Source organism: Levilactobacillus humaensis (assembly GCF_024345185.1).
In the GTDB taxonomy this organism is placed as follows: Bacteria; Bacillota; Bacilli; order Lactobacillales; family Lactobacillaceae; genus Levilactobacillus; species Levilactobacillus humaensis.
Window position 1 is genome coordinate 1 of record NZ_BROB01000016.1, and the last position, 21,180, is coordinate 21,180.

Annotated in this window: 19 protein-coding genes; 12 read left to right on the forward strand and 7 right to left on the reverse strand. The window is 50.2% G+C overall.

The window, feature by feature from the left end:
• Nucleotides 1–444 precede the first annotated feature (444 nt).
• Nucleotides 445–1,401: a nucleoside hydrolase gene (locus OCU14_RS06250; RefSeq protein WP_057878481.1), complete on the reverse strand. Its 957-nt coding sequence runs from the start codon at nucleotides 1,399–1,401 to the stop codon at nucleotides 445–447.
• Nucleotides 1,402–1,585: 184 nt separating this feature from the next.
• Between OCU14_RS06250 and OCU14_RS06255 the strand changes: the two genes are divergently transcribed.
• Nucleotides 1,586–2,629: a PrsW family intramembrane metalloprotease gene (locus OCU14_RS06255; RefSeq protein ID WP_261810272.1), complete on the forward strand. Its 1,044-nt coding sequence runs from the start codon at nucleotides 1,586–1,588 to the stop codon at nucleotides 2,627–2,629.
• Here the strand turns inward: OCU14_RS06255 and OCU14_RS06260 are convergent.
• The gene (locus OCU14_RS06260) at nucleotides 2,614–3,369 is read right to left on the reverse strand and encodes an alpha/beta fold hydrolase (RefSeq protein WP_261810273.1); all 756 of its coding nucleotides are present in this window, start codon (nucleotides 3,367–3,369) and stop codon (nucleotides 2,614–2,616) included. The genes OCU14_RS06255 and OCU14_RS06260 overlap by 16 nt on opposite strands.
• Before the next feature lie 43 nt (nucleotides 3,370–3,412).
• Between OCU14_RS06260 and OCU14_RS06265 the strand changes: the two genes are divergently transcribed.
• Nucleotides 3,413–4,411, forward strand: a complete 999-nt coding sequence (locus OCU14_RS06265) for an NAD(P)/FAD-dependent oxidoreductase (protein WP_261810274.1) — start codon at nucleotides 3,413–3,415, stop codon at nucleotides 4,409–4,411.
• A gap of 270 nt (nucleotides 4,412–4,681) precedes the next feature.
• On the opposite strand, the gene OCU14_RS06270 is transcribed toward OCU14_RS06265, so the two are convergent.
• Nucleotides 4,682–6,814 carry an LTA synthase family protein gene (locus OCU14_RS06270; RefSeq protein WP_507762965.1) on the reverse strand — a complete coding sequence of 711 codons (2,133 nt, stop codon included), beginning with the start codon at nucleotides 6,812–6,814 and terminating at the stop codon, nucleotides 4,682–4,684.
• A gap of 237 nt (nucleotides 6,815–7,051) precedes the next feature.
• On the opposite strand from OCU14_RS06270, the gene OCU14_RS06275 reads away from it, so the two are divergent.
• Nucleotides 7,052–7,723 (forward strand): histidine phosphatase family protein, encoded by a 672-nt coding sequence (locus OCU14_RS06275; protein WP_261810275.1) that lies wholly within the window; start codon nucleotides 7,052–7,054, stop codon nucleotides 7,721–7,723.
• Nucleotides 7,724–7,733: 10 nt separating this feature from the next.
• Complete coding sequence (locus OCU14_RS06280) at nucleotides 7,734–8,165, forward strand: GNAT family N-acetyltransferase (RefSeq protein WP_261810276.1); 432 nt, start codon at nucleotides 7,734–7,736, stop codon at nucleotides 8,163–8,165.
• A gap of 143 nt (nucleotides 8,166–8,308) precedes the next feature.
• Here OCU14_RS06280 and OCU14_RS06285 read toward each other — a convergent pair whose 3' ends face one another.
• The gene (locus OCU14_RS06285) at nucleotides 8,309–8,776 is read right to left on the reverse strand and encodes a C40 family peptidase (RefSeq protein ID WP_261810277.1); all 468 of its coding nucleotides are present in this window, start codon (nucleotides 8,774–8,776) and stop codon (nucleotides 8,309–8,311) included.
• A 200-nt stretch (nucleotides 8,777–8,976) separates the two neighbouring features.
• Between OCU14_RS06285 and OCU14_RS06290 the strand changes: the two genes are divergently transcribed.
• From OCU14_RS06290 to OCU14_RS06300, 3 genes are all read left to right on the forward strand, one after another.
• The gene (locus OCU14_RS06290; protein ID WP_261810278.1) at nucleotides 8,977–9,447 is read left to right on the forward strand and encodes a MerR family transcriptional regulator; all 471 of its coding nucleotides are present in this window, start codon (nucleotides 8,977–8,979) and stop codon (nucleotides 9,445–9,447) included.
• 108 nt (nucleotides 9,448–9,555) lie between these two features.
• Nucleotides 9,556–10,092 carry a PadR family transcriptional regulator gene (locus OCU14_RS06295; RefSeq protein WP_261810328.1) on the forward strand — a complete coding sequence of 179 codons (537 nt, stop codon included), beginning with the start codon at nucleotides 9,556–9,558 and terminating at the stop codon, nucleotides 10,090–10,092.
• Nucleotides 10,093–10,094: 2 nt separating this feature from the next.
• Nucleotides 10,095–11,543, forward strand: a complete 1,449-nt coding sequence (locus OCU14_RS06300; protein ID WP_261810279.1) for an MFS transporter — start codon at nucleotides 10,095–10,097, stop codon at nucleotides 11,541–11,543.
• A 75-nt stretch (nucleotides 11,544–11,618) separates the two neighbouring features.
• Here the strand turns inward: OCU14_RS06300 and OCU14_RS06305 are convergent, their stop codons facing one another.
• On the reverse strand, nucleotides 11,619–14,375 hold the full coding sequence (locus tag OCU14_RS06305; RefSeq protein ID WP_261810280.1) for an MMPL family transporter: 2,757 nt from the start codon (nucleotides 14,373–14,375) through the stop codon (nucleotides 11,619–11,621).
• Between the two features lie 217 nt (nucleotides 14,376–14,592).
• Between OCU14_RS06305 and OCU14_RS06310 the strand changes: the two genes are divergently transcribed.
• Nucleotides 14,593–14,826 (forward strand): hypothetical protein, encoded by a 234-nt coding sequence (locus tag OCU14_RS06310; RefSeq protein ID WP_261810281.1) that lies wholly within the window; start codon nucleotides 14,593–14,595, stop codon nucleotides 14,824–14,826.
• Nucleotides 14,827–14,906: 80 nt separating this feature from the next.
• On the forward strand, nucleotides 14,907–15,887 hold the full coding sequence (locus OCU14_RS06315; protein WP_261810282.1) for a linear amide C-N hydrolase: 981 nt from the start codon (nucleotides 14,907–14,909) through the stop codon (nucleotides 15,885–15,887).
• Here the strand turns inward: OCU14_RS06315 and OCU14_RS06320 are convergent.
• Nucleotides 15,876–16,862, reverse strand: a complete 987-nt coding sequence (locus OCU14_RS06320; protein WP_261810283.1) for a YdcF family protein — start codon at nucleotides 16,860–16,862, stop codon at nucleotides 15,876–15,878. The two genes, OCU14_RS06315 and OCU14_RS06320, sit on opposite strands and share 12 nt — an antisense overlap.
• Before the next feature lie 111 nt (nucleotides 16,863–16,973).
• Between OCU14_RS06320 and OCU14_RS06325 the strand changes: the two genes are divergently transcribed.
• Complete coding sequence (locus OCU14_RS06325) at nucleotides 16,974–17,597, forward strand: glycoside hydrolase family 73 protein (protein ID WP_261810284.1); 624 nt, start codon at nucleotides 16,974–16,976, stop codon at nucleotides 17,595–17,597.
• Between the two features lie 188 nt (nucleotides 17,598–17,785).
• Here OCU14_RS06325 and OCU14_RS06330 read toward each other — a convergent pair whose 3' ends face one another.
• Nucleotides 17,786–19,102 carry a serine hydrolase domain-containing protein gene (locus OCU14_RS06330; RefSeq protein WP_261810285.1) on the reverse strand — a complete coding sequence of 439 codons (1,317 nt, stop codon included), beginning with the start codon at nucleotides 19,100–19,102 and terminating at the stop codon, nucleotides 17,786–17,788.
• A gap of 238 nt (nucleotides 19,103–19,340) precedes the next feature.
• Between OCU14_RS06330 and OCU14_RS06335 the strand changes: the two genes are divergently transcribed.
• Nucleotides 19,341–20,120 (forward strand): TerC family protein, encoded by a 780-nt coding sequence (locus OCU14_RS06335; RefSeq protein ID WP_261810286.1) that lies wholly within the window; start codon nucleotides 19,341–19,343, stop codon nucleotides 20,118–20,120.
• 133 nt (nucleotides 20,121–20,253) lie between these two features.
• Entirely contained in the window at nucleotides 20,254–21,117 is an 864-nt protein-coding gene (locus OCU14_RS06340) for an NAD(P)-dependent oxidoreductase (RefSeq protein ID WP_261810287.1), read from the forward strand.
• Nucleotides 21,118–21,180: the final 63 nt, after the last annotated feature.

A 21,180-nucleotide genomic window follows, 5' to 3' on the forward strand; every position in this document is an offset into this window, starting at 1 on the left:
TGTTGTGGTAATTCTATTAAAGGCCTCTATGGGCTTTTTTGTCTACAAGTGTTCGGTTATATTTTACAATCTCCCGTGAATTAAAAATTTTGTTACCCATTGAGGGACTACCGCCGATCTGTTTTTCCAGTTTCGTTGTGACCAGTTTGTTTGGCATCGTTAGGTATCATTTTGGTGCTTCCATCTAAGCCGTGAGGCCGGTAGATAGGGGCTCAGGCGCGTCGTTCTCCTTAGTCAGTGAGTGATCTTCTCACTGGCTTAGGAGAAAACCAAGCTTGGAGACTCGTGAGCTTCGAGGCTTCAAGTTGTGTTCGCACCGTTCCAGCCCCTAGCTACCGGCCGGTAAGGCGACAAGTACTGCCACGGTTGCCGATTGAACGAAAAACCTGTGACAAAAAAAGAAGCCATGCTCCGCGGCATGACTTCTCTAAAAAAGTTAAAAATTTAGTTCTTTTTGAATAATGCGGTTAAGTATTCCATGAAGGTCTTCAAGTAACGGTCCTTATCAACGGCAACAGAAACTTTGACGTTGGTAGGTTCGTTCAGACGGTTATCGTCACCGATAGTCCGGCCGTAAGTTTCCTTGTTGTAGTTAACCACCATGTTTAAGTCAATGGTCGTGACGAAGCTAGGGTCAAGGGCAACACCAACGGCGAGTGGGTCATGCAAAGCACAGCCACCAAGGTTGTCGTTAACGTCAACGTAAGCTTGGATGTAGTAGTCCACGATGTCGGCAAACTTTTCACCGGCTTCGGTACCTAAGTCACGCCATTGTTGGGTTTCCTTCTTGGTTAAGAGGGTCCGTAAGGTAACGTCCAAACCAACCATGGTTGAGTGCATTGGGCTGGTCAATACGGCGTTAGCAGCTTCAGCATCTTGGTTGATGTTGGCTTCAGCATAGGCCGTCACGTTACCAGGAACAGTTAAGGCACCACCCATGAAGGTCATGTTCCCAATTTCATTGGCGATTTCAGGAGCCTTCTTGAGGGCAGCAGCTAAGTTGGTCATTGGACCAGTAGGAACTAAGGTTAAGTCCTTACCATATTTGTGGGCAGCTTCGATTAAGAAGTCGACACCAGATTCTTTTTCGATAGAGCGCTTTGGTTCAGGCAATTCGACTTGACCAATCCCATTTTCACCGTGGATGTCGGCACTAACTTGCATGCGGTCAAAGTGATCACTAGTTGAAGAATGGCTTTCGCCCAGGTAGACAGGAATGTCAGTGTGGCCGAGTAATTCCAAAATCTTCAAAGAGTTTTGGCCACCGGCTTCAACAACAACGTTCCCATAGGAACCAATAATCCCAATTAAGTCTACATCTGGAGCACCTAATGCATATGCGATTGCGAGTGAATCGTCAATCCCAGTATCTAGGTCTAAAATCATTTTGCGTTTTGCCATGATATATTTATCTCCTCTTTCAGCTATAGTTGGCGGGTCGCCTACTACAACTATAATGTAACTGTTTACATTTAGCAACCTCCGAACCATCAGATGTTGAAGCGATTCGTCGTTCAGGGTAAGATAGGACTCAGGTTTAAGAAACGACTTGCAACACGCCTAAACCGTTTAGGGGGGACTGTGTATGGCTGATAAAGAGTCAGTAAAGCCGGTTAAACGGCATTTCGAGTACCACAATCATTTACTAGATGATGCAACCAAAGAGATGAATGAGTGGACTGGAGAAAATAAAGTTGTGGAAATTCATTTATTTTCGATGTTTTCCGCCGTATTTAAGCATCATGATCTGGACGACGCGGAGTCGTTGTTTATCGTCGGAACCCGAACAACCACACCATCGTTGGAGGCCGTTTCGGCGGCACCCGTCAAGCCTTGGTTATTTTCACGAGTCTTTGGCGTCCTAGGGGTCAGCTTCGTGCTACTAGCGCTGTTATTCCTGGGATTCCGGAGTAATAATGCCGTACCCGGGATGATCTTCATTGGGTCATTGACGGTGCCATTCTCACTGCTGATCATGTTCTTTGAAATTAACGTCTTCCGGAACATTTCCGTTTACCAACTGATGACGGTTTTCTTAGTCGGCGGTATCCTATCTCTGGTGGCGACAATGATTCTCTACTCCTTGATTCCATCTGGAAATGGGACCTCGTGGGAGTCGGCCGTCATTGTTGGCTTTATTGAGGAAACGGCCAAGATGTTGATTATTGCTTATTTTGTCAATCGATTTAAATTAAATTATATCTTCAACGGTCTCCTCATTGGCGCCGCGATTGGGGCTGGATTTGCCGTCTTCGAAACCGCAGGATATACCGGCCAGTATGGGTTAGTGACGTTGCTCATGCGAAGTTGGCAAGCCATTGGAACCCATACAATCTGGTCAGCAATTATGGGAGCTGCCATCATTTTGGCTAAGGAGCGACATCAGCCTGTTACTGGGAGCAATATGGTTGCCCCCAAGTTCCTTAGGTTTTACCTACTGGCGATCGCGCTACACGCCGGTTGGGATTGGAATGCGCCCTTTAACGTTCTAGATATTCTCTACCTACAACAGTGGGTCTTGATTGCTATTGGTTGGCTGGCCATTTTCGTTCTCATCAATGCGGGATTGCGTGAGGCCCGGACCTTACAGGGGCAACGCATCCTAAAGAATAGTCAACTCGGTGGATAGAGGAAGCGAATCATGATTCGGTCGATTGCCGGATTCTCATGAAGCAGGGAGTGCTGCATCTGCCAGACAGGCCCTCTAAGCTCTTGAAAGCGGTAGCTGGCTACTTGTCCGGCTACGAGGCGTTTCAGGGGTGTGACGGTGTCTATGGGCACCTCACTGTCGTTATCGAGGCTACCAATAGCTCCAGCCAGGTTTAAAATGTGGAGTTGAGGTTCCGCCTGCTTGAGTGGTTGGCGACCTGGAAAGTCGGCGCCGATACAGACGAGGCGTGAGACCGTGACTGGCGCGTGTTGGGCCTGGTTCAAATAATCATAGGCAATGGTACCGCCAGAGGAATGCCCAACCATATTAACGTGGGTAATGCCATAGCGATTATGGAGCTGTTGCAGGACAGTCACGAGTTGCCGAGCTTCTTTGCGGGAGTGCGTGTTATCTTTAAAGAGCACGGGGATCAGCGTATTCGTTGTGATGGGGGCATGTTGCTGCCAGCTGACCTGACCGTCATTTGTCACGCGTGCCGTTAGGCTGTAATGCCCAAGATGGGGCCGGTCGAGACTGGTGACCATCCCACGCAGGGACAACCAACCACCACTATTCCCCGGTAGAAAAAGGGTGGCGGTGTGGGTTTGCGGGACGCGCAGGTTGGTTAAGGATCGTTGGCGTGCCTGCCAGGCCCAGCCCAAGACACCCAGGGTCAGACAAGTTGTGAGAAAGATAATGAGGCCACGACGATGTTTCAAGAGTAAGACCTCCTTTAAAGGCGTCGAAATGGAGTGAAGAGAATTGATCGAAAACTTTGATATCACAATTATTGGTGGGGGACCGGTCGGCATGTTTGCGGCCTTCTATGCCGGCATGCACAACGCCCACACCCAGGTTATTGAAAGCCTGAGCGAGTTGGGTGGTCAGGTGAATGCCTTGTACCCGGAGAAAACGATTTTAGATATTGCTGGGGTGCCGAGCATCACCGGTAAGGATCTGATTCGTGCCCAGCAGGACCAGTTAACGCAATTTCCATTAACCTTGAAGACCGGTGAGGCAGTCAATAACGTCATCCCGAATGAAACAGGATTTCTGGTGACGACCCCCAAAGGAACCAGCCAGACCAAAGCGGTGATTGTCGCCGTCGGTAACGGAGCATTTACCCCGCGGCCACTCAAGGTTCCAGGCGCCGCCGAACTCACGGGGCAGCACCTTTTCTACAGTGTTCGTGACCTGGAACGGTTCCGCGATCGGCGCGTCTTGATTGCCGGTGGCGGGGATGCGGCGATCGACGAGGCTTTGATGTTAGCAACGGTAGCTGAATCGGTCACGCTGATTCACCGTCGTGCCCAATTCAGAGGGCTTCCGCACATGGTGGACCGGTTGCATGCCTCCAGTGTTCAGGTGGTGACGCCGTATCTGATCAAAGCCCTGGCCAGCACGCCAACTGGTGAGATTGCCGTGACCTTGAAGCCCGTGGGCGGCGACGGTGAACCGCTAGAGCAGGTCGTTGATGACGTTGTGGTCAGTTATGGCTTCATTGCCGACCACCGGGCGTTAGATGCCTGGGACGTGGACTTCGAACAGGACCGACACGTGATTACCGTTGACCGCCAAATGATGACCAGCGTTCCCGGCATTTATGCCATTGGGGATGGTGCCACGTATCCCGGCAAGCAACCTTTGATTGCCGTGGGCTATGGTGAGGCGCCGCTAGCTGTTCAAGCCATCATGGATCGTGAATTTCCGGATCGCCGGGGTCCTATTCATAGTACCTCCCTGGCACCTAAACAGTCCTGATAAAAGCTTAAAAATTAAAGGAAGCTGACCAATTAACCCTTGTGGGATTGGTCAGCTTCTTTTGGTGCTTGTGGAGATTGAGGTAATAGAAAAGGTGGCGCTGCTGCTAGCAGGCCACCTTTTGGCGTGTGCGGGGAAGTTTACATTGTCGAAACGTGTGCGCCCAGGCAGTCAGCTCCGCTTAACACCGATAGCCAAACAATCCAAGTTCGGGATTGTCTGGCTATCGCCGTTAATGCTCACTGACTAACCGCCTGTGCGCGCACTCTCTTACTTGCCGCTAGTATCATCCTGATTCGTAATCTTGATCCGGTTAGAATCAGTTTCCTTATGGTTCAGTTCCGGAGCATCCGTGCGGTAAAGGTCCTGAGTCGACTTGTCGCCGTCTCTGGAGAAGATACTGGTTGACTTGAGTCCCAGTGACTTCTCGAGTTTCTCGGCCTTGGTGAGGCCGTTAGCGTAGTTGTAATCAGAAGGGTCTACTGCCTTGAAGCCCTTAGGATTGTAGAACCGCAAGAGATTCTTTTGGTTCAATGAGTCGGAATCGGACAGGCCTTGGTTGACCTTATCCTGCATCTTTTCCAACTTTTCCTTGAGCTTACCGGTTGGATGGATCTCCTGTTGCGTCTTGTTGCTGTAAATCGTGCCGTCGATGGACGTGTAGTCTGGGCTGATCCAGTCACGGTTACGGAAGGCCACGACCTGGTTGTGTTCCTTAGAGAAGAGGTCGGTCCCAAATTGTAGGTACTGTTTAGAACTCATCCCCATCAAATGGAGCAACGTTGGCAAGACATCGACTTCACCACCATAGGTGTGTTCAACCTTCCCGTGTTTGTACCCAGGCATGTTGAACATGAGGGGGACGCGTTGGAGCTGCGCATTGTCGTAGTCGTTCCAGTCGTCGGGATTGACGCCCAGGACCTTGGCCAGATTCTTATTCGACGAGTTAGAAATCCCGTAGTGGTCCCCGTAAATCATCACGATGGAGTTCTTAGCTAAACCAGACTTGTTCAGGTAAGCGTAGAATTCTTTGATGGATTGGTCGAGGTAGTTGGCGGTCTTGAAGTAGTTATCCACCGTCTTATCCCCAGTATCTGGCGTCTTGAAGGAAGAATCTTCACTATCCAGAGTGAATGGGAAGTGATTGCTGACGGTCAGGTACTTCACGTAGAACGGTTGTTGTAAATGCTCGAGGTATTTGACCGAGTCATTGAAGAGGAGCTTATCCTTCAAACCATAACCCAAGGACTTGTCACCCGAAGTATCGTAGTAGCTGGCGTCGAAGAAGTATTGATAACCTAAGTTTTTGTAGGTGTTATTTCGATTCCAGAAACTCCCGACGTTTCCGTGGAAGACAGCCGTTGAGTAACCAGCCTGATCGAAGATGGCAGGGGCCGCCTGGAAGGTGTTGTCATTCCCTAATTGGGTGAACAACGATCCTTGCGGCAGGCCATAGGTCCCGGTCTCCAGCATCGTTTCGGCATCAGAGGTCTTACCTTGACCGACTTCATGGAAGAAGTTGTCAAAGGCATAGGTCGACTTGCTCTTGTAGAGCTTGTTCAAAAACGGCGTGACCTCTTGGCCGTTAACCTTCTTGTTAATTAGGAACTGTTGGAAACTTTCCAAGTGAATGATGATGACGTTTTTCTTTTTGGCCACCCCGTAGAGTTGTTTATCCGGAGCCGCATAATTTTTATGGATGTATTTAAGGATGCCATCGAGTTCGGATTTCTTGGCGTTCGCCCGCATCTCGCTAGTATGTCCGGACTTGATACCGTCGTAAACAGTGAAGGCATCCAGCCCGAGGTACTTGACCACGTAGGTCCGATCGAAGGTCCGCGTCAGGAGTTGCGGACGGTCCATTTCACCCAGCGACAGGTTTACCGTGAAGGCTAGAAAAGCGACCGAGGTGACGGCCAGGCCGACGCGCTTGTTTACCGGTCGAGGGTCGATGCGAATTCGCCGGACGGCCAGAAGAACCAAGATGACAACCAGGTCCAGCCAGTACAGGATGTCATGAGGGGAGGTCAGGGCCAGCGAACTCCCGGAGAGTCCTTGGTCAACCTTGGAATAGCCCAGCATCGTGCTCACGGTCATGAAGTCCGTGAATTCCCGGAAGTAGATGACATTGATGTAGAGTAATAGGGTATTGAGAATATCAATCAGAAAGAGAAACGGGTAGAAGAAACGGGCCCGTTTAAAATAAAGAGCGAGACCAAACAACAGGATGGTCGTCGCGATAGGATTGAGGAGCACAATTAGAAATTGAAACGGGTCGCTCAAGTTTAACTTAAAGTCAACGAAGTAGGCGACCAGCGTTTTTAACCAAAAAAGGATGACCATCAGGGTGACAAAGCCCATACGGGTTCCCGTTCTGGCCCATAGTTGTTTGAGACGTTCCAAAATATTTCGCTCCTTCATGTCTAAATAAAGTAGTTCCAGTTTACCATAGATGAGTCGCGGTGCGATCACTAGGGTCCGGTGTTCATCCTAGCAAAGAATTCAGCTAAGGTGGGGGGAATAGGGCAACTTTAGGAAAAGTTTAAGGCCGCTTAAAATGCTTGTCGCGGGTGACCACATCTTTGGTAGAATAGAGCTAAGAACGGAAGTAACTGATGTGATGAAAGGTGTGAAGGCGTTATGGATAAGGAAGTCACGCTCTACGTGGTTCGCCACGGCCAGACCTATTTTAACATTTATAATAAATTGCAAGGGTGGAGTAATTCACCTTTGACGGACAATGGAATTGCGGATGCTAAGGCCGCGGGAGAACGGTTAGCCGCTGTGCCCTTTGTGGCCGCCTATTGCAGCGATACCACGCGAGCCGAACAGACGGCTGGCATGATTTTAGCCGCCAATCAGTCGCAACCGGCAGTTCACCTGACCGCGTTACCTGAATTTCGTGAGGAGTTTTACGGCTATTACGAGGGAACGGACATGGCACAGGCCTGGTACGTTGCCGGTGCTCCCCATGGCACGCCAACCTTTAAGGCGATCGAAGAGAAATATTCGATTGGCCAGGCCAAGGACTTCCTGAAGGCTGCCGATCCTTTCCATCAGGCGGAAGATAATCAGGAGTATTGGACGCGCGTGGACCGCGGCTTTGCGGCGATTTTGGCCAATCCAGCCGTGCATGACGGCGACAAGGTGCTTCTGATCAGCCATGGCAATACGCTCTTGAGTCTGATGGAACGTTACGGCCAGGGTCGCTACGACCTGAGTGTCCGGCCAGCTAACGGGAGTCTGACCAAGTTACGTTTGACCGCCGATGGCATTACCGTACTTAGTTATAACGAAAAAGATGAGAAGTGAGGGTGGCTTAATGGAGTGTAAACATGCTTGGGGTGTCGCAACGCCCTGCTACGAGGACGCGCTAGGAATCCGTGAGGCGGTCTTTATCGATGAACAAGGGATTGACCCTGAAATTGAGTTAGACGGCGCTGACGAGGATAAGATGCACTATGTCGGCTACGTCGATGGCCAACCCGTGACGACGGCCAGAATTGATATGCTCGCAGGTAATCGCGTGAAGATTCAGCGTGTCGCCACGGTTAAGACCGCTAGACATCACGGTTATGCTGGCGCTTTGATTAAGCAAATTATCAGTGATGCCCAGCACTCCGAAGTTCGGGGCGTGGAGCTCGATGCGCAGGAAACGGCGATCAATTTTTACAAAGAACTCGGGTTTGAACCCGTTGGAACAACCTTTCAAGAGGCTGGTATCACGCATCAAACCATGCGTTATGGTGCCTAAGATGGCCCTAATAAGACGTCCCACTGACCGGTAATCGGGAGTGGGGCGTTTTTCTATGGGATCAGAAAAGCGTCACCGTAAGCCAATTGCTTACCGGTGACGCTTCATTTATAACGTTCAGTCATTCATGAGGAAACTTGAAACTAGTCAGTCGTCACACGAGCATAACCAACAGCGTGCCACCATGGGGCGTGAACAGCTTCGCGAACCACACCACGGTTTTGTGCATCGATCATCTTACCTTTACCAATGTACATCCCAACGTGAGAGATAGAACCCTTACTCCAACCGAAGAAGACCAAATCACCCTTCTTGATGTTCTTGTAGCTCACGTGCTTGTAATGGTTGTATTGGGCTTGAGCAGTCCGAGGAAGTGTGGTCTGAGCACCCTTCTTGTAGATGTAGCTGGTAAACCCAGAGCAATCAAATGCGGAAGGACCAGTAGCACCGTAAACGTAACGGGCACCTAAATGCGACTTAGCAACTTTGTAAACTTGGTTGTATGACTTGTTTGAAGCAGCAGAAGCGGTCGTGGAAGTGGACATGGTCAGTGCGAAGAAACCAACAACCAGTAAGGCTAAAGCGGCAATCGTTTTGACAACTTTCTTCATTCCTATAAACAACTCCTCATGAATTATTACAACTACAAGCCTACCAATGTAATGTGACAAACGTGTAACAAGAAAGTTGCAAGCCCGTTAAATGTCTTAAACAATTCATTACTTTTGCTGAAATCTTGTAAAATAACGCGTAATATTGGTAAAATCTAACATGAATGGTAACTAAGTTGACAGGGGAGGTTGAGATCCAGATGGCAGAATTTACGAAACAAGTGCGTGAAACCTTTGATTTTCACCGGTTAGTCTTTCGAATTGGGGAATTGGGGACGATGACCGGCGTTTCAGCCCGGCAACTGCGATACTGGGAGAAGAAGGGCTTCATTACTTCGCAGGAACGGACTGATGAACAGCAGGCCCGGGTCTACACGTTCAAAACCCTCATCAAGGTATCCATGATGAAACATTTCTTGGATATGGGATTTACGCTGACCGCCGCAGAACATCAGTCCACGGCACGTGAGCAACGGGTTAAATACATTCACCGGTTTATTTCAACGGGCTTGCAGGGACTGGCTAACATCGATGGGCAGATGGCGCTGAACCTGGGGGCCTTTGATGATCAGCAAACGCTGATGGCGCTGCTCCCAGATGATGGTCCGATAACCTATCGGTTGTTACCTAACGCCGAGGCCCAGCGCTTAACGGATGAAACAGAGGAATAGATTGACTGAAAGACGACGTCCGGTCGTCTTTTTTTCATGAGAATTAATTGTTGAATATATCGTCCCGATATATTATAATAAGTTTCCGAAAGTTGAGGTGTTCGCGTGATGTATCATTTATTTGTGTTGGGCCAGCTCATGGATCACGCCATGACCGGCTATCAGCTTCGTAAGGCTTTGGCGGCCGCAGTGGGGCAGGAGCAAACCATGAGTTATGGCGTCCTCTATCCCTTACTCGAACGGTTGGCCGCGGCGGGGGAAGTGACCCTGACCGAGAAGACCGAGGGTCAACGTCAAAAGCGCTGGGTGGCAATCACGGATCGGGGACGTGACCAGTTCCACCAGTTGATTGTGATTCCCGTCGTGCGTAACAAACAGACCCAACTCTGGTTCCAGATTAAGATGATGGGGTTACACCTCTTGTCACCAGCAGACCGGCGATTGGTGTTGACCGACTTTCAAACTTGCACCCAGGAGCAACTGGCCCATTGGCAACACGTTCACGACTACTTCTCCGATCAGCCGAATATGGTTCCCGGGGATGTGGCCGATGGCTTGCAATTGAATCAATTGCAACAACAGCAGACCCAGGTTCAACTGGACTGGATCACGCAACAACTCACGAGATTAGATAAGGGAGAATAAGTATGGCAGTGAAAAACTTTGCGGCAGATCCGCAGATTCAAAAGCACCGGTGGTGGATTCTCATCGCTGTGTGCCTCTTTACATTTATGTCGACGTTGGACGGGAGTATCGTCAATATTGCGTTACCGGTCATGAGTCAAGATTTAAGGATTCCGATGAATCAAGCAGAGTGGGTCGTGTCCGTTTACCTGATCGCGATCTGTGCATTATTGCTATTATTTGGAAAATTAGGGGATACCCGTGGTAAGATTCGAATTTTTAAAATTGGGTCCGTGTTGTTTACCATTGGGTCCTTACTCTGTGGATTCAGTGTGGGCTTGCCCTTCCTACTGATTGCCCGAGCCGTTCAAGCTATCGGGGCCGCCATGACTATGGCGACGAACAGTGGGATTATCACGGAAGTCTTTCCCTTCAATGAACGGGGACGGGCCTTGGGGATGATTGGATCCTTCGTGGCGCTTGGCAGTATTGCCGGACCTGTAGTTGGGGGCATCATCCTGGCCCATCTCAGTTGGGGGTACATCTTCTGGATCAACGTGCCGATTGGGATTGTGGCCTTGTTGATTGGCCAACGAATCCTACCGCGAGATATTACGGTCACCAAGGCCGCCATCGACGGCCGGGGTGCAGGATTATTCGGCCTCATCATGGTGAGTGTTTTTGCCGGCGTCTTCGTGGGCCAAGAGATTGGGTTCAACCAACCAGTCATCTGGGGGCTCTTCGCCATCGGATTGGTGGCAGTTGTGGTCTTTGTCCGGTGGGAACTCAAGGCCGATGATCCCATTCTGGCGTTGAAACTCTTTAAGAATAAACGGTTCGCTGTCAGTATTCTCTGTGCCTTCTTAATCTTCGTGGCCAACTTCTTCTTTAACGTGATTTCACCATTCTACTTGGAAAATGCTCGGGGGATGGCGGCCAACTACGCTGGCTATGCGCTGATGACTTTCCCAATTGTGCAGGTCGTTGTGGCGCCAATTGCCGGGGCGGTTTCCGATAAGATTGGGCCAGAATTATTGACGTTTATCGGCTTAGTTCTCATCTCAATTAGCCAAGTGGGGTACATGTTTGCCGGCCTAGCGACACCGCTGTGGGTCTTCATGGGCTTCATTGGTCTGGTTGGTTTCGGTAACGGAATCTTCATGGCACCAAATAACACGATTGTCATGAGTTCCGTTCCAGTGAAAGATCTTGGGGTTGCCGGAGGCATCAACGCCTTGGCCAGAGAACTTGGGATGATTATCGGGATCTCCGTGGCCACGACCGTGCTGTTCTCTGCGATGGGCCACTATGCTGGGCATCGCGTGACAGCCTACCTGCCAAAGCAACCACAAGTTTTTATTGATGGGATGCACGTGGCATTTATGGTCTCACTGGCAATCTGTCTGGTTGCCACTGTCATTACCGGTTGGCGACTGTTTCATCGTCAAGGGCCGGCTAAGACCGCTGCTTAGATTAATAAATGATCGCAAAAGAAATCCCCGCAACCAGATATTCTGGCTACGGGGATTTTTAAGTTATTAGTTTTTTTACTTATCTTGGTCTTGATGATCTTCTGGGACGGGCCGGTCAGCACGCTTCTTGTGGCGGAACTGAATTGGCTTTTGTCCAGGGATAATCACGGACAGCTTCCCGAATGAGGAGGCCATCAGTGGTAAGGCCAGGTTGAAGATGATCGCCGTGAAGATGGTAATCAGGGCCACGGCGGTTAATGTCTGCGATTCCGCGGCCAAGAGCCCCAGGACCCCAGCAATGACGATAAACAGCGAGTGACGCATGGTTTGACCCACTTCATGGATACCTGGGAGTAACCAGTCTAACAATGGGGCATCATTGAGCCGGTAACTCAGTGCGAGTTGCGTGAGTTCAACGACGGCCAACACCGTCAGTGGCACGAAACTCAACAATGGCACTTGCCAGTTGAATTCATTGTTTCCAGTTAACCACTTCATCAGGAGTTGCGTCAGTTGGTAACCAGCAGCGGTCGAGGCGATAAACGTCAGGAACCAGTAGCTGGATTGCAGGACGGAACGGCTGAAGAGGATCAGGAGTAACAGGGTAATTCCAGCAATGAGCAGGAGAACCCGTGGTAAGTCGTGTTGATATTGTGATTGAATGGTGCTGGCAACGACCGGTTGGCCGCTAAAGGTTAACGTTGCCTTGGAGAGGGACGTGCCGCGAAGTTGACTCTGAGCGACTTGCTTCAATTGCTTGAGCGTCTTCGTTGTCGTCTTAGCGTTTGGTTCCTGCTTCAAAGTGATGGTCAGGTACGTGGTCTTAACCTTAGCATCGGTATAGTTGACCAGGGACTGTTGGAAATCGCCACTGGAAATCTGAGCTGGTGATAGGTAGAGGGCCTTTGCTGCTTCGGACGTTTGTAAGCCCCCGAGGTAGAGGTAAATCTGGTTCAATGACTTTTGCATTGAAGCAACCTGCTTCTTCGAACTCTTCAGGCTCTTGTTAACGGCTTTGAGAGAGGCAGCGTAGTTGCTGAGGTTACTGTGAGCCGTTGTCACGTCGGTATTGGTGGTGCTGACCGCGGAAGAGAGGCTACTCAAGGAACTCAGCGCACTGTTTAATTCGGAATTAACCTGGTTTAACTGGTTAATGTATTGGGTGATTCGAGCAGAGGTCTTGCTGCTCCCGGAAGCGTTTGAACGGTTCAATGCCGCTTGGAGGGAGGTTTGCAGAGAACTGCTATCGCTCATCAACGTTGATGTCTGACCGGCCAACGTGTTTAAACGTTTGACTTCGGCATTCAACGTCTTTTGTTTCAGGTTGGACTGGTCGGACTGCAAGTCATTGCGGACCGTTCCCAGTTGACCAACGATCCCTGTGAGGTTTTCACTCAGGGAGGTCAGTTGGTTAGAAACGTAATATTGGGTGATTGGTTGACCACCAGGTTGCGTTACTGAGGTGACGGAAGCCACACCCGGTTGCGCCTTGAGTTTTTTGGTTAAATTGTCCAATTGGAATAATTGGTTCTGATTGTCTAGGCGTTGGTTCGATTGGATGTAGAGCGTTACCGGAGTGGCTTGCCCTTGACCGAAGTGCGCGCTTAAGACCCGAGCACCCTGCACGGCTTGGTTATTGGGAATATCCTGAGTGTTGTTGTAGTTGAGCTGTTGGTGACCGACCGTCAAAGGGACGATCAGGTAGAGGACGGCAGCAACGGCAATCCAAGGTTGCCAGAGGCCGAACTTAGCCAAGTGTCCCCAGAGACGGTGATCCTTGAGCTGTGGCCGCGTCTTCTTAGGCCAGAAGAGGCTTTCGCCAAGCATCCCGGTGAAGATTGGGGTAAGACTCAGGCTGGCGATTCCAGTGATGGCAAAGCCAATCCCGAGAATGCCGAGGGCCCGAACAGATGAGAAGTCAAAGAACATGAGGCTACCAAAGGCAATCGTCAAGCTCAGGGTACTGATTAGAATCCGGTAACCCAAGTTGTAAATGACCGTCGAGGTGGCTTCTTGACTCTCCATCCCGTCGTCAACTAACTGGCGTAATTCTCTGTAGAACCAGAAGCTGGTCAACAGCGTGAAGAGGCTAATCCCCATTAACAGGAAGATTGGCGTGTATTCGGAGTACGCGAAGTTCCAGTGGTAGGCCAAGTTGGTTGCGAGTGAAAGCGTCGTCACATAACTGATTAAAATGGCAAGGAACGTAATAATCGGTGCAATCACTGAGGCAAAGAGAATGCCCATCGCAACTAAAGCAATCAGCAACGTCATGAGAATCACAATGAGCGTGAACGAGGAAATATGTTCGTTGGCCGCGTCACTGACAATTTCTGGACTTGTCACGTAGGTCGTGAGGCCAACGGTGGAGACGGCCGACTTCAGTTGACTGGCCATCTGGCGAACCGTGCCTTGGTTCCGGCTAACGGCCAGCTGCACAATTTCCGTGGATTTATCCTTGGAGAAGAGTTGTGGCTTACTGGTTGGCGTGTTGGTCATCGTAGTAATCTTCTTGATGCCGTAGTAGCTCGACTTCTGTTGCAAATTGGAAACGGTCTTGTTGACCGAGGCCAATTGCTTATTCGTCAGCACACCATCGGGATTGTTGAAGACCGCGTTAACGGTGTAGGTCCCGTCTAAGTTGCGTCCCCAATTGTTCTTAATCTGGGATGCTTTTACGGGCTGACTCGTATTTGCTAATTGTGGTTGACCGTCATATTGAATGATGGTCTTGATGTTTGGCAGGGTAACAATTGCCGCAAAGACCACGATTAGCCAGAATACGAGTGCAAAAATCCGGTTGTGGTGAAGCTTTCTTATCCGTTCTTGCATATGTAATCTGAGTCCTCTCTATGTAATCAATTTCCCGCCGTGCAAGCAGGGTGCAGTTCAATGTTAATTTTACCATATCGGCAGACAATCGGGCTGTTTTCCTGGTTATTTAAGAAAGTTTAAAAAAGTCGTAAGGATGTCTTTCGTTGACTCTGGCCACAAAGCGGGTAAAGTAAAAGATCTGATTCTAAATATTTAAGAAGGAAAGTGACCCCTAATGGCCAAACATCGTCGTCCTTATCAAAGTCCCTTTGCCCCACTCCTTACTGCTGATCGCTATGCGTTTGCGACACAATTAGCCACGCGTTATGGCAAGGATCAGAGTGAGATTCTCTTCGCCTACCTCCAAATCACGGCCGCTACTCAGGCTTTAAGCTTAGCCGAAGGCTCCCGGCAACGAGAGATCGATCGCCGTTTTCAAGCCTTTTTAGCCGCGGATCAGCCGCAGTAAGGCAATTGATTGAATCGGTTCAAATTTTCACGTAAACTGAATTAACGATCTAAATTAATTATTCAGGGAGGGTGTTTGGCATGTGTACCAGTATCTTACAGTTGACGCGCGATGGTCGCCACATTCTGGCGCGGACCATGGATTGGCACCGTTTGGCGGTGCAACCGGTCTTCGTTCCCCGGAATTTTCGGTGGCAGAGTGTGTTTGACAATCGCTGGCACACCAGTCGTTACGCGATGATCGGTGGTGGCGGAGCGCATCATCACGAGATCGACGTGTCCGACGGCGTTAATGAACAGGGATTGAGTGTTCAAAAGTTGACATTTGCCAACGGCTCCCAGCTCGTTGACCACCCTACGCCAGGTAAAGTTCATCTGGCGCCTTACGAATTTTCCTATTATCTGCTAGCTAATTTTGGCACGGTGGCCGAGATTGAAGATCATCTGGCCGAAATTGAACTCATGAGTCGTCAATTTGCGGTCAATCCAATTGGGGATGCGGAACTCCATTTTGCCGTGGTCGACCGAACTGGTCGGACCGTGGTGATTGAACCGACACATTTTCCCATGACGATGCGGGAGAACCCCCTGGGGGTAGTTACCAACAGTAAGGACTTCGAGGTTCAGTTGTCGCGCTTGGGACAGTATGTCACCTACACCGATGACTTCTTGGCCGGCACCGTGCCCCTTAACACACCGCGAGTGACGACCGGTAAGTTCTCCGGTAAACCCGTTCCCAGTGGATCCTTTACGCCCGGTGGCCGGTTTGCCCGTGCCGCTTATTATAAGGAACGAGTAGATTTTCCGGAGGATGAGGCGGCGGGAATCATTAGTGCTTGGCACCTGCTAAATAGCGTGACGGTTCCTCAGAGTCATCGCTATCGCCCGACCTATTCCGTGTATCGGGCGGCGACGAGTTGCGAGTCGTTGACCTACTACTTTCAGCCCTACAATCGGTTGGACGTGGTGAAACTACAATTAACCCCGGCGATGCTCACGGCAACCGAGCCAAAGTTCTATCCGGTAGCGAATACCTTGCAGGTCACGTCGCTAAATGAGTAGCCAGACCAGGTTAACCGCTAGTAAGAGCACAGTCACCAGACAGTGAAAACGCCAGTCACTAACCAAAATGGCCATGAACTCGCGGGCAAAACCGATGGGCACGTAGTCCAGAGGCGTCGGCGCGGGAACACTACCGACGTTAAGGCCCAGGTGACTGGCCAGGCGTCGCGTTCGAAATAAATGATAGCCATTGGTGATGACGACGACGCGGCCACCGTGGTTAGGCAGTTGTTGCCAGATGGCTAGGCTATTGGCGAGGTTGGATCGCGTATTGGTCGCAGCCGTTTCCAAGCGAATGGCGGTCGCCGGAAAGTGGTGGCTTCGCAGGTAAGCAGCCATTGCCGCAGCTTCGGTCAGGTCTTCATCGGGGCCTTGACCACCGCTAACAATGATGGTGACGGGATGGTCCTGTCGGCGGGCGACTTGTAGGGCTGTGTCGAGCCGAGCAGCCAGCACGCGACCAATGTGGTGGCCGGCGATGAGTCCAGCCCCCAGAACCACGAGGGTGTCAGCCTGATGTGCGCGCCAGATAACGACGCGTAGATAACCCACGACACTGGCCGCGAAGAGCAGCCCGAGATAGGCACTCAGTCCGGGGATGAAAGTCAGCCAAGGCCAGAGGGTGCCAGTGAAGTGGCCGGTGCTTAGCGCCCAGATCCAGCCGGCGGTTAGCAGAAGCCACCCCCAGATGCCTACACTCATCCCCAGTGAGAGACGTTCCTGCTTGCGGACGATAAGCTGGGGGCGTATCGCAATTAGCAAGAGTGTCAGTAGGCCCCACAAACCGATGAAGCCAATGGTAATGGTACCGATGCCAGCCATCAGAGTTGGCAACCAACCGTGGGCCCGATAGGCCATCCCCGTGATGATCCCGCCACCAATGACGGTGAGTGTAGCACTGAATAGACGCTGTGGGGGCCACCAGGTAGCCAGGATCATGATACCGATAATGAAGATGATTAGGTAACCGAACATAAGCCACCCCTTTCAAAGCTTAAGTTTTTTTGAGAGTTCGTAAATTTTAACGTTTTAACAGGAAAGATCGTTATAATTGAGAACATTATAACTGAGATTGGAGGGACGAGGGTGCCTAAACGACGAAAAAGACGGCGAAAAAAGACGGCGAGTCCGGCGACGGCCACGTGGATCTTTGTCATGGTCCTCTTGGTTCTGGGTGGCGGATTGCTAGTCCGCGGTAAGATCAAGACGGAGATGCAAAACCAAGCGACGACCCAGACCGAGACGGGTGCGAGTTCCAATGAGTCGGCGAGCCAACAGAAATTTATTAAGAAAATGGCGAAGCCGGCAGTGCGTGTTTATCGCCAAAATGGGCAGGTGCTTCCCAGCATCGTGATTGCTCAGGCCATTCTTGAATCCAGTTGGGGTACCTCAGCCCTTTTCCTACAGGCGAATAATCCGTTTGGTGTGAAAGGAAGTTATGAAGGGCGGACTAAGAGTTTTCCTACCACGGAATACGTGAACAATAAGAAAATTTCGATCAATGCCAACTTCCGGGATTATCCGTCATTAACGGCGGCGATCTTGGACCACGATGCGTTACTCAAGCGGGACTACTTCAAGCAAACGGTCACGGATTATCCGACGGCGGCTAAGCTCCTCCAGCGAAATGGCTACGCAACGGACCCCAAGTATGCCAAGAAACTCACGAATTTGATCGCAACGTACAACTTAAATGAATATGACACCTAATAAAAGAGAGTGGGAAAAAAGGCGGTTAGTCAGCGAGCATTAACGTCGATAGTCGGACAATCCTGGGTTTGGATTGTTTGACTATCGGGGTTAAGCGGAGTTGACTGCCTTTTTTTGCGCGTTTTGGCAAGATAAACTTGACGGCAAAAAGACCGGGACAGTTGTCCCAGCCTTTTTTTAATTTCAGATTAGTTTTCGTTGTAGTAGCGCGCCACATCGTAGAGGTCTTGTGCCAAATCGTCAATCGAACGCGTTGGACGCTGGTTGGCGAAGAGGACGACGCCTTGACGGTTACCCTCGGTACCATAGAGGATGGCTTCGTAGCCACTGCCACTTAAGACCCCGCGAACTCGTTTGATACTCCCGGTCAGGTGGTAAAGCCCACCCGCATAGGAATAGTGATAGTCGTTCATCAGGTCGTAGTACTGGTTTTTCGTCAGAATCTTGCCATTACGAATCCCCTTTTGGATGGCATAGTAGTCTTCGGGGGTGGTGTAGTAGTTCCCTGCACCCAGAAGAGATGACATCATCTTCGTGGAGACTGCGCCGGACTGGTTGGCTTTGCCGTTGGCGTACCGGTAACCCGTGGCAACCTGGGCGTTACTTGGCAACTGGTTCCAGGCATAGGTGTGCTTCAAGCCCAGCGGCTTCACGATACGCTGATTGACCAGGGTGTTGTAATCCTTACCGGTGACTTTGGAGGCAATGCCGGCCAGCAAGACGTAGTTGGCATTGGTGTAATTATAGTTATTGTTCCCGGCAACCTTCATTTGGTCGAGGGTGTAGTTGATTTCGGAATTCTGCGACGTCAATACCTTGCTAGGGGTCGTTTCATCCATATCGATGCCGGAACGGTGATTCAGGAGTTGACGAATCGTGATGTTCTTGCTGTTATTGACCGAAGGATAGTAGGCACTCAACTTGGTATTCATGGAGAGTTTACCGCTGGCCGCCAACTGTTCGATGAGGGCTCCGGTCATGACCTTCTGTAGGGAGGCCGTTGGGTAGAGAGAGTTCGTCGAGTTCAGGATCTTCTTGTCGGCATTGGCATAGCCGACGCTGACGTGGCTAGCCCCTTTTGTGAAGTTGTTGAAGACCATGGCACTCCCTTGAAAGTTAGCATGATTCAAGAAAGTCTGGATCTTCTGGGAGCGACTGTACTTTTGGAGGGCCTTGACGTCTACCCAACCAATGGTTTTCCCATACCAAGAGAACTTGGCAAATTGTGCGCCGTTTGACAATGTGACGGTTTGGCTAACCCGGACGAAACGATGCTGCCAGTTCTTACCGCTAGCATCCCGTGTCTTCGCGGAATGCTGGGTGTAATAGGGACCATAGTAGTAAATCCCATCGTTTCGAGCTTTCTGATTCACAAACCGGGCATTATAATCGGTATTCTTCGTTTTGGTAATGGTTAAATAACTTTTGGCATGAGCGACTTCAACGGGTGCCACTGCACCAACCAGGAGAGACAGTCCAGCAACAATCCACAAATACTTTTTCAAATTTATCATCCATTTCCCTTAAATTACCTCCCATACTAACGCGTTTTCATTGCTATTGTGTAACAGAGGCGTCGCAATTTGGTAAAGTTTTAAACGTTTTAAATTATAAATGAATTATTTTTGCTTATTAAATCGTTAATTAATAGCGGCCCTGTAACGATGAATACCGTGCAAGTCATGGGGGTGTATGGTACACTAGCCAAAAATAAATATGTTAATTAAGGAGCTGAACCAAGCGTTGTTACATTTTCTTGGTCAATTATACGGGCCATTCTTTTCTGTTCATAATTGGGAAACCGTGATCACTTCCGGGGATGACTGGTTAATTATTTTTTCGTTAGTTTTAATTGAATGTTTATTATCCGTGGATAATGCCGTGGTACTGGCCGCGCAGACGCAGTCGTTGCCGACCCAGAAACAACGGGAAGAATCCCTGTTCTATGGGATCTGGGGTGCCTACATCTTCCGGTTTATCATCATTGGACTGGGAACCTATCTGATTAACTTTTGGGAAATCAAGGTGGTTGGGGCCCTATACCTGGCCTTTTTGGTCTTCCAATTCTTCAGTAAGACTCGTGTCACCCACACGCGGAAACTGGTGAGCGAGAAGAAGCGACGGATCTTACCGTTGTTCTGGTCGGTGGTGCTGCAGATTGAAATGATGGATATTATCTTTTCGATTGATTCCGTCCTGGCTTCGTTAGCCATTTCCAGTAATCCGGTGATCGTGTTGATCGGGGGCCTGATTGGGATTCTAGCCATGCGAGGGGTTGCCGAGGTCATCATGAAGCTGATGCAACGGATTCCAGAACTGGAACCCATGGCCTACATTCTTATTGGCTTGATTGCCGTAAAACTCTTCATTTCGATTCCTGCCATTGACATTGAAATTCCAGCTGCCTTGTTTGGCATGATCGTCGTTGGGGCCATTGTCTTGACGTTACTGATTCATGTCGTGCGTAAACGCCGTCATGACAAGGAAACCGAGGACAAACCCGCAACCGAAGATGAGAAGTAACACGCTTCGTTTCGTTCGATAAAATCAAGATAAGTCAAGGGATCTGTGAGCTCATCACGGGTCCCTTTTTACTGGGCATTGGGGGTCTACTTCAGTGGTATGATAGAGATAAGTTATGAAGGAGGCACCGCTTATGCAAATTGGATTTATCGGAACCGGTGTGATGGGCACCGGAATTGTGACGAACTTGTTGAAGGCTGGTCAATCGGTGGTTGTTTACAACCGAACGAAGGCCCATGCGCAGACTGTGTTGGATGCCGGGGCGACCTGGGCAGATTCACCCCAGGCCGTGGCGGAACAGAGTCATCTGATCATGTCGATGGTTGGCTATCCTCGCGATGTTGAGGACGTTTATACCGGGCAGCAGGGGGTCTTTGCCGGTATCCAAGCTGGGAGTATCGTGGTGGATATGACCACCAGTACCCCCGCATTAGCGGTTAAATTAGCACAGCTGGCCCATGACCACGATGTACTGGCCTTGGACGCTCCCGTCTCCGGTGGGGATGTTGGTGCCAAGAATGCCACACTGACCGTGATGGTCGGCGGTGACAAGGCGGCCTACGATCAGGTGCTACCAGTCTTCAATGAAGTAGGACAACGCGTGGCATACTTTGGGGATGCCGGCAAGGGTCAACATACCAAGATGGCCAATCAGATTATGATTGCCGGCACCATGACCGGGATGACAGAAATGTTGGTCTACGCGAAGGCGGCCGGCTTGGATTTACCAGCTGTCCTGGAAACGTTGGCCAGCGGTAGTGCCGACAACTGGAGCATGGACAACTATGCCCCACGCATCTTAAAGGGTGACTACACGCCAGGTTTCTTTGCTAAGCATTTCCTGAAGGACTTACGGATTGCCTTACAGGAGGCGGATCGCATGGACCTGAATCTGCCAGCAACTAAGCAGGCAAAGTTATTGTACGAGGCCATGGTCGATGACGATGAACTCGGCAATGACGGGACGCAAGGCTTAATCAAGACCTACGAGAAGTAAGTTTTTGATAAAAATAAACAGTCAATGAACAGGGGCAATGTTGCGTTGACCCTGTTTTGCGAT

Excerpts from the sequence above, each read along its gene's own strand:
- OCU14_RS06250 (WP_057878481.1), bottom strand. The coding sequence starts at position 1,401 with ATGGCAAAACGCAAAATGATTTTAGACCTAGATACTGGGATTGACGAT.
- OCU14_RS06255 (WP_261810272.1), top strand. The coding sequence starts at position 1,586 with ATGGCTGATAAAGAGTCAGTAAAGCCGGTTAAACGGCATTTCGAGTAC.
- OCU14_RS06275 (WP_261810275.1), top strand. The coding sequence starts at position 7,052 with ATGGATAAGGAAGTCACGCTCTACGTGGTTCGCCACGGCCAGACCTAT.
- OCU14_RS06280 (WP_261810276.1), top strand. The coding sequence starts at position 7,734 with ATGGAGTGTAAACATGCTTGGGGTGTCGCAACGCCCTGCTACGAGGAC.
- OCU14_RS06285 (WP_261810277.1), bottom strand. The coding sequence starts at position 8,776 with ATGAAGAAAGTTGTCAAAACGATTGCCGCTTTAGCCTTACTGGTTGTT.
- OCU14_RS06290 (WP_261810278.1), top strand. The coding sequence starts at position 8,977 with ATGGCAGAATTTACGAAACAAGTGCGTGAAACCTTTGATTTTCACCGG.
- OCU14_RS06295 (WP_261810328.1), top strand. The coding sequence starts at position 9,556 with ATGTATCATTTATTTGTGTTGGGCCAGCTCATGGATCACGCCATGACC.
- OCU14_RS06300 (WP_261810279.1), top strand. The coding sequence starts at position 10,095 with ATGGCAGTGAAAAACTTTGCGGCAGATCCGCAGATTCAAAAGCACCGG.
- OCU14_RS06305 (WP_261810280.1), bottom strand. The coding sequence starts at position 14,375 with ATGCAAGAACGGATAAGAAAGCTTCACCACAACCGGATTTTTGCACTC.
- OCU14_RS06310 (WP_261810281.1), top strand. The coding sequence starts at position 14,593 with ATGGCCAAACATCGTCGTCCTTATCAAAGTCCCTTTGCCCCACTCCTT.
- OCU14_RS06315 (WP_261810282.1), top strand. The coding sequence starts at position 14,907 with ATGTGTACCAGTATCTTACAGTTGACGCGCGATGGTCGCCACATTCTG.
- OCU14_RS06320 (WP_261810283.1), bottom strand. The coding sequence starts at position 16,862 with ATGTTCGGTTACCTAATCATCTTCATTATCGGTATCATGATCCTGGCT.
- OCU14_RS06340 (WP_261810287.1), top strand. The coding sequence starts at position 20,254 with ATGCAAATTGGATTTATCGGAACCGGTGTGATGGGCACCGGAATTGTG.